The following is a 14300-nucleotide window of genomic DNA, read 5'->3' on the forward strand; positions in this document are numbered from 1 at the left end:
CCCTGTTTCATACGGGGACAGCACGCCGGAACATGGCGTCGAAAACCTTCACGACGTCTTCTACCGCGGGTCCTTCCATGAGGACGCCCAGCTCGAAGTTCGAGGTAAGCGCGGTCTGGATGAGGTTAGCGGAGCCGAGGTAGCATCGACTCCCGTCGACGATCACGGCCTTGGCGTGGATCGCTTCTTCCTGGCCGCCGGGACCCTTCTCGTACAGGTCACGGACCTCAAACAGGTCTCGTGCCGAGGCGGACATGTTCTCACGTAGCCGGTCGATAGCGGCCCGTGTATCAGGGTCTCCGTGTGCCGGTCGTACTTCCCGCGTCAGGACACGGGTCTCGACGCCTCGTTCGGGCAGTGCGACGATGGCCTCGAATACCCGTTCGTCAGGGTCGAAGTATGGAGCGGCGATACGGGCGATATCGTCCGCACGGTTCAGCAGTGTCTGGAGTTGCAGGTCGGTCCGATCAACGGCTTGGCGAGCGACCGGATCAGCGTCTGGAGGGAGCGTCGCGACCAGCGACGATTCGGTAGGCTCCGGCTGCCGGGCTGCGTCGACGGCCTTGTTCGTGGCTGCGGCTATCCACTGGTCGAAGTAGGACTGTGCGAGGTGGAGGTCGACGGCGAACGTGTAGCGGGCATAGCTGCTTGCTCCGGTATCGTATTCGACAGCGGCGTCGCCATCGATCAGCGATGTTACCAATGTCGTGAACTCCTGGGCGGAGAGCAGGCGGTCAGCCGATGTGTGCTGCTCCAAGCGTTCGTTTAATCCGGATAAGTCGATTTCGACCACCGTCGGGTCGCTGCTTCCGTCGTCCGGCGACGATGAGGGCGGGAGTTGGGTGCCATCGTCCCCGTAAGTTGCGAGTGCGTCCCTGATATGGCCGAGCCGTTCGGGAGATTCGATGATGCGGACGGGTGTCCAGTCAGAGACGAGGGGAGTCCCATCAGAGAGTTCGTGCGGCGGATCTGCACCTGTCATGAGAGAGGGGTTATCACCGGTTAGTCTGCCGTGTTGCCTGCCTCGGCCTCCTGGATCGCTTGTTCGACCGCGTTCGACCGTTGCGGCACGTTGTCGTCGATTTCGTCGTCGTAGAACCCGACGGTGTCGCGGGAGCCGGTGAGAAGACGCCGATCCAGGTGGCGGTTCATCGCTTCACAGCTGGTGAGGTTGACGTGGATACAGGCGTCGCAGGCAGCACTCTCGGGGTCCTCGCGGCATGCAGGGTCAAGGATGCACTGTTCCGCGACGCTTCGTGCATCGCCGAGCCACGGGTGGAGCCGGGTCTTGAACAGGGTGAACATGGCGCCGAGGGAGAAGCTCTCGGTGGACGCCGCGTAGATGACGGTGGCTGGCACGACCGGGAGGATTCGCTCGCTCAGGCTTCCGACCGAGAGGCCGCACTGTTCGGGTGCTGCGTCCATCAGCGTGTGGCTGATGGTGTGGAGCAATCGGTAGATGTCGCTGGTTATCGGGTCCTCGATGCTCGTGAACCCGGTTTCGAGGTCGGTGGTCTCGATGTGATTGATGAACCACCTCTTTAGCTCTACCTCGCTGTCGGTGTCGGGTGCCTCTTCCTCGGTGATCCGGTCGTTGGCGAGAAGCCAGTTGATGATCGCTGCCCGGTCGATCTCGAAGATGATGGCCTCGCTCGGGGTCCGGTCGCCGAACAGGGGGATGGTCGGCTTCTTGAACGGGTGGTCGAACGCGTGGAGATCCGTGTCCCGTGGACGGGGTGAAGCTCGTGTACGGCCGTAGAGGATGTTCAGAAGTGGGAACTGGTCGACGACCCACGCGTTCCGGAAGTGGCTGTCTGCCAGCTGGTCGTGGTACCGCTTCGCTTGTGGATGCCGGTCGATGAATCCGGGGTTGGTCAGATAGTCGTCCAACGAGTCGGGAACCGGGTGACGGCTGTCTTGCCGGTCGTCTTCATCGCCCTCGTAGCCTTCTGTGGACCGGATGAACGTGAACAGTTGCTGGGCGACGTTCGCCCATGCGAGGTTCGTCTCGCTGCCTTCCGGCTGGGCCTGGTCGCTGTCGACGTCCGGCGGAACGATGTCGTCGGTAACCTCGGCAGCGTATCCACGGCCGCGGAACGGGACGCCCAGTTCTTTGAGGCGGTCGCGGAGTTCCTCGCGGTTGTCACCGCCGAAGTCGTCCAGGAGTCCTTGGACCATATCCATCTGCCCCTCGTTCGTGGCCAAGCTTTCGAGGGTGTGGTCCTCGTCGGTGTCCATCAGTCCGAGGTGGACTGCCGCGAGGGTTCGTGCCCAGGGTTCCCCGCCGGGGACGTCTTCGGGATCTTCGTCGAGGAACGGGATGTCGACCATGACGACTGTCTGGGCGTACTGCACCCGGTTGGAACTGGCCGGGAGTGGGCCGTCCATCGGGTCGCCGCAGACCTCGCAGATGGTCGAGAATCCGCCCATCCGTTCACCGCACTTGCGGCACCGGTAGTACCAGGTGCCCGGGCCGCCGCTTGTGCGGACCAGCCGGTAGTCGTCGAGGCCGTGCGAAGGGCATCGGTCCTGCCAGTCCGGTTCTGGCCCTTCGATATGGCCGCAGGTGTGGACGTTTACGAAGGTGAGCTGGGTGAGGTCGGTTCCGCAGGCGTAGCAGTTCCCATCGGACGTAAGATGGTCCGGGCTGTTGGCGGTGTGGACCTTTCGGCACTCGGGGTCCTCGCAGTAGAACACCAGGGGGAAGAGTTCGGTGGTGACGCCGTGGGGCTTGAACACGTTGAGGGCGCTGGCCTGGAGGCGTTCCCATTTCCCGCTGGTTGTCCGGTTGCGGAAGCGGGATACTCGGCCTTTCAGGATGGTGGCCACGCGGTCCATGTCGATGTTCTCGAGCTCTTCCGGGTTGTCGAAGGAATCGACCTGGGTGGTGACGCCGACCTGGCCGAAGTTCACGACCTCGCCGGGAGTGTAGTTGTGCAGGACCTGCGAGAGGCCTCGCGGGAGTTCGTAGTCGTTGTCGCCGGCACTCATGAGTGGATACCCTCCTGTGTTGCGGTTATGGTGATCTGTCCGGTTCGTCGCTGCCCGTCCGTTGGCCGCCGTCCCGGGGGTGGCGATGTCATCATTCGTCGTCCCCCCGTGATTGGTGGAGTCCGGTGATTACCTGGTTGGTTTTTCCACCGATCCCGACCAGGATCTGCTCGTCGATATCACGGAGACTCCGCATCGGCTTGCGAGCGTCTTCATCCCGTTCGAGCAGGCCAGACAGGAAGTTCGACTTGTTGTTGTCGGCCTTCTGCTCGTACTCGTCCAGCCGGTTCTCGTCCTTGAACAGGGCCTCCCAGACCTTCTCGAACTCCGTTCCGATCTTCCGCTCGTAGATCTCGATAGCGCTCGTGTCAGCGAGCAACGGATCGCGGTCAGCGTCCGGTGAGGGAGCGAGGCCGTACGCTTCCCGGACGAACGTGTACAGGCTTTCGTAGGTGAGGACGCCGGCGTCGCTGGCCTCGTCCAGTCCCTCGCCCATGTAAAGCCGGGGTGAATCGATGTCGGGCTCGGCGTAGTAGTCAACCCACTGCAGCAAGGTGCTCGTGACGATTCCGGGAAGGGAGCATTCGATCGCGTACTCCGCCCACCGTTCGAGCGGGGTGGCTTCGACCAGCAGGTCCTGGTAGGCCTGGTGGTGCTGGAACCGACGGTAGTACGACCGGTCCCGTGACCGGAGCGGGTAGTGGAGCATAAACACTGTTCCCGGCCACTTCCGTCCGACCCGGGAGTAGGTCTGGATGTACTCGGCGGTCTCCCGTGGCAGGCCGAAGAAGCTGATGAAGTTCAGCACGGGCTGGTCGACGCCGTGGCTGATCATCGACGTCGCGATGAGCATCCGGATGTCGTCCGGACCGGGCCGGTGGAACGTGTCCGGGTCCAGTGCCGACATCACCTGCTGCACCGTGTCGAGCGTCGTCTCCCCCGTCATCAATTGGCCCTCAATCCTGTCGTAGTCCTCCATGTCGTCAGCGAGGTGCTGGTTGATCATGGTCCGGAGGACACGCATCATGAGGTCGGTGTTGTCCTTCGAATGGTGGTACGACACCTGGACCTCGTAGTCGTCCATGACGTCCCCGAGCACCTCCTCGCGGTCGTCCGGGTCGCTCGGGAGGGCCGCATCGGATAGGTCGAACGGATCGTCGGCCGCGGCACGTTGCACGGCATCGTAGAGGTCGTCCGGGTTACGGCGGAAGTCCTGGACGATCCGCGCCCACTCCTCGTGGACGCGTTCGATCGCGTACGTCCGGCTCACCGTTCGGGGGATGGCCCCGACCATCTGTCGCTGCGTCCGCTTTGGATGGGCGTACGCGTAGAACGATTGTCGGAGGCGCGGTCCGTCGCTGGGGAACTGTATCGTCTCCCGCTGGTAGAGCGCTCGGACCTGGTTCTCCGCGCCCTGGATCGTTGCCGTTGCGGCGACGACCTTGGTTTGCCAGCCCGGGGCGATGCGGTCGTAGTATGCTTCCAGCAGGGTCTCGTAGTGGGAGTCGAACGCACCGAACTCCTCCCGGAGAAGGTGCAGCTCGTCCTGGATCAACAACGATGGCGGGTCGGTTGATTCGACCTCCGTCCAGTCGTCTTCGTCGCATTGGCCTTCCGTGGAAAGTGCGGAGCTCTGGACGGTGCACTCCGATTCGCCGGAGTAGCCGTGCTTCGCACAGCGGATCTTGGCCTGACCGAACAGGGTACGCATCCGCCGCTGCATCCCGACGATCGAGATCTTGTCGATGGTGGAGACGACGAAGGTCGGGGCGAACCGGTACACCTCGCGGTCGGTGAGGTAGACCGGAAGCACGTCTTCGTCGCAGTCCGGGTCGGTGCACCGGTGAACGATCCGGCCCTGAACCGGGTCGCCGTCGACGATAACCGATTTCTCACCGCAGAATGGGCACTCCTCGAGGTGCAGCATCTCCTCCTTGTAGTCCTCGTCGTACTGGGCGAGTTCGACGTAGTTGTTACCGTCGTCGTAGAGGGCGTTCGGGGTGTTGCCCTTCCCGACGAAGTAGCCGACGCTGAACTCTTCACCCTCGCTGGTTACCGGGTGGTCGCGCCGGATCAGCTCTGCTTTGGCGAGCAGCCCGGTGATGCGTTCGAGCTGCTCCAATGAGAGGAACCGCAGCGGGAACTTGGTGAACGCCGTCATCCCGAAGTGTTTCCCGCGCAGCCGGTCGTGGAACGCGGTGAACACCACGAGCCCAAAGTACGCCTCGGTCTTGCCCCCGCCGGTCGGGAAGTAGATGACGTCGGCAGCGTCCAGATAGTGGTCGAAGTCGACGTCGGGCTCCAAGTCCTCGAGCGGTACCCGTTGCTCCCAGTCGGTTGCCCGCTCGTCCTGCGGGCTGATCGGTGGCGGGCCGCCCGATGTCTTCGCCTGCGCCACCATGTCCGGGACGGCCATGACGATGAACACGATCTGAAACGTCCGCCAGCGGTCGTATCCGAGGTCGGCGAACGCCTGGTTCATCATCGTGAACGCTTCGTACGCTTGCTCGTTGTCGCGGAGCAGGTCGATCCCTGTCTCGAACCGTTCGCGCTCGCGTTCGAAGTCGTCGATGGCTTCCCGGAAGGAGCTCTGCGCACCGGAGGGCTTCTTGGACACGACCTCGTCTTCGATCGCCTCGTAATCCTCTTGGGCCTCCTCCATGGCGGACGCGATATCGGTGAGCGTGTTGAACACCTCCTCGCGGCCGTTGTTCCCGGCCAGTGCGTCGAACGGGGCAGCGATTTCCTCGGGATTCCGGGAGAGGTACCGGGCCTGGTGGTACGTGGGAACCGTTCGCGTCTGAACACCGATGGCAGGTGCGCCGACGACGGAGTGACCGCCCTCCGGATAGACCGGATCGACAGCGCAGTTCTCGCCGACGCCGTATATGGTTCCGTCGTACTGGTATTCGTCCTCGATCTTCTCGGACTCGAACCCGATGAGCGTAGGCGTATCCCTGTCGTCGCGGTGGAGCGTTGCCTCCACACCGACATCGAACAGGGTCGCTCGCCATGCTTCGAACTCGGGGTCGGTTGCTTCGTCGTAGTCCTCTCCCTGGGTGTTGACCATTCGGACGACGACCGTGGTGTAGTTGTCGCCGTCGTCGCGTCGGGCTTCCAGTTCGAGCCGCGCGTCCCAGAGCGGGTCCAGTTCCTCACCAGAGAACGTTTCGTCGAGGTACGTCTGGAACGTGTCCTCGTCCTCCAGTCGGGGAACGGGGATGGCGTTGGCTTCAGATGCGGCAAGGCCGCTTGCACGTTCCCGGAACCGGTTGTCGATGGCTCTTGCTTGGGCTTTGGCGTCGCGGATGGTATCTGTCAGTGGAACGTGGCGAGGAGAATCCGACTCCACGAGGTTCTGGATTTCGGCCACGCTCAGTGCGAGCGTATCGAACTCGAACGGGATCCGTTCGTACACGCGTACGAGTTCTTGCGTGTCGCTGGGACCGTCGCTGTCCGGCGATGCAGCAGTAGTTCCGCCGTCAGCTACTGCTTCGCCCTCGTCATCAGTCTCCGGTTCGTCAGGCTTCTCCTCTTCTATCCGTTGACCGCCACGACCGTCGTCAACGGCCTCGAAGAGAACATCGGCGTTGTCCTCCGCGTTCGAGTGCGTCCGCTGTTCGTCCAATGTGGGGAAGCGGCGCTGGTAGCCTTTCGCCTGCGGGTCGAACTGGATAGTGACGTCCTCGGGCAGGTCGGTCGGGATGCGGAAGCGGACGCCGATGGTGAACGGTGCGACGTCCTCAGCGAATTCCTTGAAAGCGTCGTCCTCGGCCTGTGCTTCCCGATACGCGTACTGGCTGGAGAGCGCACCGCCGAACAGGTGTTTGCTGGGCTGGCTTCCGAACAGAGTCTCGGTGTCCTCACCGCGGCCGGTCAACTTCTCGATCAGCCGCGTGGTGATCGCGTCGTTGACGAATTGGTGACGGATGTATGACTCTGCGAAGTCTCGTTCCTCCGCGTCGTAGTCCACGTGCGGGTCGTCGTATGCGTCGTCCGGCGGTCGAGTGAATGCCGGTGTATCCCGCGGTGGTATTGGTCGTCTGTTCCCCGCCATCTAAATACGTGACTACAGACTAAAACGTGCGACTTAAACCTAGCCACAGTTAGAACTCATCGATGGATGGCGGTTTCGAGGGGGGTTCAGTCGGGTCGATGCCGCCACCGCCCGACGTAGCTTACAGGCCGTTCGACATCGTCGACGACCGTTTGGATCGTGTGCTGTTCGACGAGCGCCCGGCCTTCGTGGTCGGTCGGGTCGAAGTCCGAGAGGCGGACGTCGAGGTCGTCATGGAGGACGATGTCTTCGTTGGGGTCGTGGTCGGCCAGGGCGTCGGCTGCCTGCCGTTTGAGCTGCTTGATCACCTCTCGTTTGATCTTCCGGATCTTCCAGTTGGCGTCCCAGACGTCGTTGATGTGTTCGGCCACCTCCTCCATGTCGTACGCGTCGACGATCGCGCGGAGGTTGGCTTTCGACCGGGGCATGTTCACCTCGCCGGTGTACCAGCCCTCGAAGGTGCCCTCGGAGGAGGCCGTTGCACCGGCGGCTTCCACTTTCTCTCTGAACTCGTGGAGCGAGTCACCGCTATCCTCGAGTTCGATGTCGAGTTGCTGGTGCCACATGTGGGCGCGGACAAAGATATCGATCTCGCCCATGTTCATCAGGTGGTCTTCCACCGCCTGCCGGACTGCCTGGTAGTCCCGGACGAGGACGACGCGTTCACCGCTCTTCACGTCGCTAAGCTTCTTTTCTACGGTCGTTCCTTCGCCCATGCGGACGACCTCGACCGTGTCGGATGGTTCGCCGGCGTAGGCATAGCCGTCGTCGGTTTGTGCTTCGACGAGGCCATCGATGCGGCGTGTCTCGTGGGGACCGCTACGTCCACCGCCGCCTCCACCGATCGGTGGAATACCGCCACCACCACCGCCGCCACCGTTGCCACCGCTGCTGCCGAAGTTTTCGACTGCCGAGCGGTGTTCACCGACCGTGTCACGGACGAGGTCGTCCAGGGATTCGTCACTGTCCCCGCCGACGATCGTGTACCGGTCGACAGGTGAGTCGGTATCATCGTCGTCCTCGCCGCCGAACACGACCTCGGGCGTATCGAATTCCGCGACCTCCTCTGGATCAGGGATGTCCAGGGAAACACCCTCGTACGGCCCGACTTGCCGGGTCGGGGAATACTCCCCGTCGTCGGACTTGCCTCCACTGTTGAGCGAGGGAACAGCTCCGTCCAATGCGGTGTTGCGCCGTACCGACTCCGTGTCGGTCGTGTCCGGGTCGGTGACTTCGACCGGTGTGAAATCGGCGATCGCCTCGTTGAGTGAGCGGACCTGGTAGTGCAGTAACCCGAGTTCGTGCGGGTACGCGAGGATGGTTAGACGCTTCGCGTGTGGTGTCCGGAGGATCCACAGGTCACCGCGCCGCGGCGGACCGTACAGGATGAGCTCGTCGGCGACAGGTGCTTGGGCGAGCGTCGCCGGGCTGTGAATGTCCACCCGGCTTTTCGCCCGGCCCCAGAGACTGCCCCGGTTCAACTGGAGGTCGGCGCGGACAGCTTTCCGGGCTGGCTCGTCCGGTGCCACGATGTGCAGCGTCTGCTCCTCGTTGTCGACGATCGACTGGATGGCCCGCAGCACCGAGCCGCGCTTCCAGTCGCCCAAGTTGTCTTCGTCGTTGACGGCGTCCCGGATGTCTTCCAGTCTCCGGACACCCTTCCGGAGGGAATTGGCGATGGCGCCTGCGTCGCCAGTGAGTCCATCGGCGACCGCTTCCAATTGGCCGATCCGGACGTCGTGCGGTTTGGCGCGGCCGTGACCGACCCGGTAGTTCCGACTGTATTCGGGGTCGGCGATCAGTCGGGAGTACCCGTTGATAGCCCGTTCGACGCCTTTTACTGCGGTGACGGTGTCGTCATCCCCGATCTTGTACGCGGATTCTTTCAGTGAGTCGTGCCTGTTCCAGGCGGCCGATAGGGCTTCGGCGACATCGCCGGAGGGGAGGATTTGCAGGTCGAACGTCACGCCCTGTGCCCGTTGCTGGAGGAGTTCCTGGTCGCGGAGCGTGGTTTCGGGGACGATGCCGGCACCGTCCGATGCCGCGGACGTGTCCACGCCTCCATGGCCGTTGTCGTACATGTCGGCTATCGCTGACGGTGTCCATCCCCACGTCGTATCGACCTCGTCGAGAACCTGGTCGGCGACCGGGCTGGTCGGGTCGCGGCAGAAGTACACGACGCTCGCGATATCGTGTTCCTCTCGCCACTCGGTGAATTCGGTCCAGCGATCCCAGTCGAAGGTGACCGTGCTGTCGTAGATGACGGTGTGCACCCGGTCGGCGTCTTCACCCTGTGGGAGGCGGGTGCTGTACTTGGCGTAGAGGAACTGGGGGTAGCCGTCCTGGTCGGTGTAGAGCTCGGTTTTCTGCGCCAGGTCGCCTCCTGCTTTGACGCTGGCCAGTGTCCAGTGCGTTTCGCTGTAGATGAGGTGAGGGCCGCGAAGCCCGACGTCCTTGTATCGTCGGCGGACCCCGGCGTTCGACGACATCACCATGACGCTGGTGTTCTGGGGTGAGGTGAACAGGGCGGTCAACGCATGGTACTCGAGGTAGTCCGGGTGGAGCGTGGGGACGAGGATGCACGCATCGACTTCCTGTTGAGTGGCGTTGCCGACGATGCGGGCGTGCGTGTACTCGGTTTCGGGTACCTCGTAGTCTGCACCGTCGATTTCCAGGTCGGGAGGGAGCTGCGTTTTACCCCGGGGCATTGTTCGGACCGGCTCCACAGTTCCGGTTGGTTGTGGTGCTACCGTAGTAAATTGACAGCGGACATTAAAAATGCTAGCCTCGGGTAAATGAGCGAATTGAACGTGTTCGGCCCGGGGCCATCCGGTCGTGGTGGAACGTGGACGGTATCGGTCTGGGCCGATTGACACGTATCGGCCCCCCAACAGCGACGGCGGTTGAGCGAACCGTTATTTACCAACGGTAGCGAACTGCAGCTATGGATAAACTCGAGTGGGCCGTCGACACCGTCGACGGAACAACCTTCGAGAAGATTGCCGGCGAGGTACTGCGGAACGAAGGCTACGATGTCCACGAAAGCGGCGTTATCGGGACCGACGGCGGATGGGATGCACGGATCGAGATCAACGGCCGGAAGGGAATCGGCCACGCCAGCGTCGACAACAACTGCCGCGGGAAGCTGCGGGACGATGCCGAGAGCGTGGAGGAACTTGAGGACGAACAGGACGAGTCCTTCGCCCTCCTGGTGTTCATCACGAACCAGCGCGTCACCGGGCAGCAGGAACTGGACATGGAGACGGAGATCGAAGAAGAGTACGGATGGGATCTGAAAATCCTGCACCGGCGGCATATCATCGGGATTACCGGTCACGAACGACCGGACCTCGCGGAGCGGCACTTCGGATTCAACCCGAAGCGGAACGACGACCACTTGGACCAGATCATCGATATACGGGACGAACGCCTTGACCTGATTTCCAACCGGGAAGGCGTGGCCAGCGACTTGGAGGACGGCCCGACAGCGGTCGTCAACCTGATTCCGAACGGCGTTTTCAGCGGGAACTACGTCCAACGATCCGACGATCTCCCCGGACTTCCCCGGATGGGCAAGCTGAACGTCCATCCCGGCACCGAGACCGTGGGGAAAGGGAAGCTGAACGCGGGCGGACGGATGGGACAGCCGTACAAGTCCTACACGTACCTCCGGAAGGACGGACTGTACGAAGCGGTCGATACGTGGGTATTCCGAGAGGACGAGGGCGTCGGTCTTCAGTTAAATAATTACCGTGATACCGACAAGTCGCTGGACTGCAAGGCGGGCATCGCGGTGCAGGCCGGGATCCGCGCATTGAAGATGATGGGTGTGACCGGAACCGTGTTCTGCTTCATCAGCCTGCTGGACGCACAGGGTGCGACCATCGCGTACGAAACTCGGATATCGGGACCGGCGGTGCAGCAGCCGTTGCGGACGGACCGGTACACGACCGACCTGGCTGAAATCCCGTTGGCCGAGGCCGACGTCACCGACTCGATACGCAACCCGCTCACGGAGATTTGGCAGGAACTGGGCTGGAACGTCAACCTCCATTACGACGAAGATGGGAACTGGATGGGACCGACCGTCCGGTTCGGGGATATTGTCCAGTTCCCTTCTGGGGGCTGAACGGCCGACTTAGAAATCGCTGTGAACCGTAGGAGTTCGATGGGTGCCACTCCGATTGCCGAAACTCATGACTGGACTCGCTCAGTCTTCCTGTCGGTGATACCGAGATCGAGGTCTTCGTACATCCGGTTGAGCATTGCCAGCGCCGATTGGAACTGGGCGTAGTTCTCGCGCATATACTCGATTGTCTCTGCTCTCGGGATCACCGGGTACCCTTCGACGTGCTCAATATCGAGTGACGCGCGTGGCTCGAGGACGATCTGCAGCGGTCCGTCCAGCTCGTCACCGGGCTGTCGCTCGAAAGCAGTGGGGAGGCCGAATGACTCGAAAAACGCTTCCCAGGCGTCGACGTCCCGCTCACGGACGGCCAGGAACAGCGGATAGTCATCTGGATTCCGCCCAACTTGGTAGCCGCCTTGGGTCCACACGTAGACGGCGTCGATACGTGTGAACGCGAACGGCCAATCGCCGAATTGTGGGATGACGTAGGACTCCTGGATGGTGGGTAGACTGACACCGGCGCTGGCAGCGACGAGCTCGAAGGCTGCGTCGCGTACGCGCTCGTCGACGACCGTGAGGCCGTCGTCATAGGTGACGTAGCCTGCGTCTTCCAGCCGATTGACGGCCTGTCGCACCGTTTCGTAGGGCGTGTGGAGGTGTTGGGCGACACGGCGGATGGAGTCACCACCCTCGATGGCGAGGATAGTCTGTGCCGCCGTGTCGTCAAGCACCTCATACACCTGTCCGTTACCAATAATCCGGTAACTATTAAAAGTCTAACTCGACGGGGATGAAGCACTATCTCTCGATTCGTCTCGAAGGTAGCGGTGAATCTCCGCGTACTTCAAGACGACTCGATGTGCGAACTACTGGAGAACCTCGTCACGGAACCCTGTCTCTGCCCGGAAGCGAATCAGGACCGTTGTACAGCACATGTACACTGATTCGAACAAACCAGGGGAACCACCCTACGTACTGTTTCGATATTTGAAATAATAGGTGAAGACCCCGAAGGCCAACCCACCAACCGCTCCCGGTATCGCAGCAGAAGTTACATTTCCATCAGAAAGTAGCACATCTATCGAAATCCACAATAGTACCCAAATGGCGACGTTCATCGAGATATATAGCCACGGATTCGAGAACCGATTCCATACTCCTTCAGACATCTTCTCGTCTTTTCCGCTCGTCACGTAGTTCTTCTGAAACTATCGCATTCAATTATTGACACTTCGAAACACTACACCTCGTATTCGGTTCATCAACCGCGACGTGTCCGGGTCGGCGCCGTCGAACGGCTGTCGATCTGCCGTCTGTGCTCAGTTGTGTACAGTGGATCGACAGCGATCGACACCCAACATATCGAGAATAGAGATGGAATCCGAACGTGATAGCCCAGCCAAATGGAGTCGGATACCGAGCGTCATCGCTGGCTCGGGTGTCGCCTCTCGCTCCACAATATCTAACTCAAAGTAACCCCTATCGCCGCTAAGGGGGTCGAATTTGAGCTTGAGCACTCAGAAACCGTACCCCCTCACTCTTCATCCTTCTCTGAACACTGTCCCCGCTACCAGCAGTTTCTTATCGGTTATAGAACATGGTGCTGACAATGTCGCTGACACGTCGAGAGACCATCGGATCTATCGTGCTCGCCGGCCTCTCCGGGTGTGTCGGATTCGGGTCGAACGGTGGCGACGAGGAGACACCAACTCCCATCGAGGTAGGACCCAGCGGTGGCGGAGTCTCGCTTGTTCGTCATCACTTTGAGTATCCCGATTCCGGTCCGAAGCTGTTCGCGACGCTCCAGAATACTCGCGACGCCGGGTTCGAGCTCGCAGATATGCAGTGTTATGTGTACGAGGGCGACACGTTGCTCGCTGAAACGTTCCGGACGATCTCCATGGACGGGAATGCGACCACAGAATTCAGTCTCGGCTTCAACATCGGAAGCAAACAAGTGGACTTCCAATCGTCGACGCGATACACCATCACTGTCGATGTCCCCTACGAAAACGGCGTCACCGACAAGCTAGAGAAGGAGTTCGATCAGCCCGTCCAATTCATCCAGACAACCAGTACCGAGTGACCTGACTGCGTCCTCAAGGGGACGAAGAACTCGTTCTGAAGCCAACGCAACGCCGCACAGACATAGGCAGCTTGTGTGGACCCGACGCGTTCACCACGACGACACATTGAAACAGCACCTCCGTGACACCAACGCGTGCCACTTCGGGAGGCAAAATCCATCGATACCCTCGCCGCCGAAACGCGCGATGCCGATCTCACACTCTCTGCGGACCCACCACTCACGCTCGCGCTCGACCGACACACCAGTACTCCACGCCTCGGTCGCGCCAGCGCAACGCCGCGAAGTCACGCCGCAAACGAGTTCGTCCCCAGTGACCGCCGTCGCCTGTTCACCGAGCTCATCACCCAGACGGACCTCACGTGGAAGCAGGCCCACCGGGCACTCGATCGCTGCCTCCAGTGTTGGGACAAGACCGGCGCCCTCGACACGATCACCGACTATCCAGAGTTCGATACGCCGCAGTTCCATACCACCCGCGACATCCTCCACGAGGCCGACTCAAGCTACCATGACCTCGAAGACACGACACTCCCCGACAGTACCGATGTGGCGGTGATCAACAAGGCCGGACTGAGTCCACTCGATCGTACTATCCTCACCGATTCATACCAGCAGGTCGACCCCTTCACAGGCGACACGACCTCCCTCCCGGAGTTTCACGTCTTCCCCTCCACCTCGGCGATCGTCGACGCGCTCATCACACAACTCGATCCGCACACTGCCGAGGCCGTCGGCATCGTCCTCGACGAGTCGAGCCTTCTCAGTCCCCTCGTCGAGTCCGCACTCGAAACTGCCGGCATTCCGTATCAGGGTGGCCCGGGATTCATCGACGACGTAGATGTCCGGACGTTCCTTCGACTCGCCGACGCGGTCTTCACCGGCAGTGATCTGCGTGTCGCCGACCTGCGCCCGCTCGTCGAACGACTCGGCATCGACCTCGACAGGACCGCGGATCACCGGCGTGTCGATAGTGTCGATGTCGGCCCTGCCTACGAGCAGTTCGCCGACGCGCTCCACACAGGCACCGTCGACGA

9 protein-coding genes and 1 pseudogene are annotated in these 14300 nt (G+C 61.6%); 2 read left to right on the top strand and 8 right to left on the bottom strand.

Features of this window, described 5'->3' with window-relative positions; genetic code table 11:
- Window positions 1-7: 7 nt before the first annotated feature.
- From K6T50_RS18350 to K6T50_RS18365, 4 genes are all read right to left on the bottom strand, one after another.
- Window positions 8-982: a phospholipase D-like domain-containing protein gene (locus K6T50_RS18350; RefSeq protein WP_222609281.1), complete on the bottom strand. Its 975-nt coding sequence runs from the start codon at window positions 980-982 to the stop codon at window positions 8-10.
- A 20-nt stretch (window positions 983-1002) separates the two neighbouring features.
- The gene (locus K6T50_RS18355) at window positions 1003-2991 is read right to left on the bottom strand and encodes a hypothetical protein (protein WP_222609282.1); all 1989 of its coding nucleotides are present in this window, start codon (window positions 2989-2991) and stop codon (window positions 1003-1005) included.
- Between the two features lie 91 nt (window positions 2992-3082).
- Window positions 3083-6964 (bottom strand): helicase-related protein, encoded by a 3882-nt coding sequence (locus tag K6T50_RS18360; protein ID WP_225935470.1) that lies wholly within the window; start codon window positions 6962-6964, stop codon window positions 3083-3085.
- A gap of 170 nt (window positions 6965-7134) precedes the next feature.
- Window positions 7135-9756: a DISARM anti-phage system protein DrmE domain-containing protein gene (locus tag K6T50_RS18365; RefSeq protein ID WP_222609284.1), complete on the bottom strand. Its 2622-nt coding sequence runs from the start codon at window positions 9754-9756 to the stop codon at window positions 7135-7137.
- 236 nt (window positions 9757-9992) lie between these two features.
- On the opposite strand from K6T50_RS18365, the gene K6T50_RS18370 reads away from it, so the two are divergent.
- Window positions 9993-11177 (top strand): hypothetical protein, encoded by a 1185-nt coding sequence (locus tag K6T50_RS18370; protein WP_222609285.1) that lies wholly within the window; start codon window positions 9993-9995, stop codon window positions 11175-11177.
- Window positions 11178-11242: 65 nt separating this feature from the next.
- Here the strand turns inward: K6T50_RS18370 and K6T50_RS18375 are convergent, their stop codons facing one another.
- A complete protein-coding gene (locus K6T50_RS18375; RefSeq protein WP_222609286.1) occupies window positions 11243-11917 on the bottom strand; it encodes a MarR family transcriptional regulator in 675 nt (224 codons plus the stop codon).
- A 517-nt stretch (window positions 11918-12434) separates the two neighbouring features.
- Window positions 12435-12694 (bottom strand): annotated as a pseudogene (locus K6T50_RS18380) (IS6 family transposase); the annotation flags it as partial.
- Between the two features lie 92 nt (window positions 12695-12786).
- On the opposite strand from K6T50_RS18380, the gene K6T50_RS18385 reads away from it, so the two are divergent.
- Window positions 12787-13263 carry a hypothetical protein gene (locus tag K6T50_RS18385; protein WP_222609287.1) on the top strand — a complete coding sequence of 159 codons (477 nt, stop codon included), beginning with the start codon at window positions 12787-12789 and terminating at the stop codon, window positions 13261-13263.
- Window positions 13264-13353: 90 nt separating this feature from the next.
- Here K6T50_RS18385 and K6T50_RS18390 read toward each other — a convergent pair whose 3' ends face one another.
- Together K6T50_RS18390 and K6T50_RS18395 are read right to left on the bottom strand one after the other, a co-directional pair.
- A complete protein-coding gene (locus K6T50_RS18390) occupies window positions 13354-13734 on the bottom strand; it encodes a hypothetical protein (protein ID WP_222609288.1) in 381 nt (126 codons plus the stop codon).
- Between the two features lie 135 nt (window positions 13735-13869).
- Entirely contained in the window at window positions 13870-14283 is a 414-nt protein-coding gene (locus K6T50_RS18395; RefSeq protein WP_222609289.1) for a hypothetical protein, read from the bottom strand.
- Window positions 14284-14300: the final 17 nt, after the last annotated feature.

It is taken from the genome of Halobaculum magnesiiphilum, from assembly GCF_019823105.1.
GTDB lineage: Archaea > Halobacteriota > Halobacteria > Halobacteriales > Haloferacaceae > Halobaculum > Halobaculum magnesiiphilum.

Coding starts and splice junctions, on each gene's coding strand:
- K6T50_RS18370 (WP_222609285.1), top strand. CDS start 9,993: ATGGATAAACTCGAGTGGGCCGTCGACACCGTCGACGGAACAACCTTC.
- K6T50_RS18385 (WP_222609287.1), top strand. CDS start 12,787: ATGTCGCTGACACGTCGAGAGACCATCGGATCTATCGTGCTCGCCGGC.
- K6T50_RS18350 (WP_222609281.1), bottom strand. CDS start 982: ATGACAGGTGCAGATCCGCCGCACGAACTCTCTGATGGGACTCCCCTC.
- K6T50_RS18365 (WP_222609284.1), bottom strand. CDS start 9,756: ATGCCCCGGGGTAAAACGCAGCTCCCTCCCGACCTGGAAATCGACGGT.
- K6T50_RS18355 (WP_222609282.1), bottom strand. CDS start 2,991: ATGAGTGCCGGCGACAACGACTACGAACTCCCGCGAGGCCTCTCGCAG.
- K6T50_RS18390 (WP_222609288.1), bottom strand. CDS start 13,734: ATGGAACTGCGGCGTATCGAACTCTGGATAGTCGGTGATCGTGTCGAG.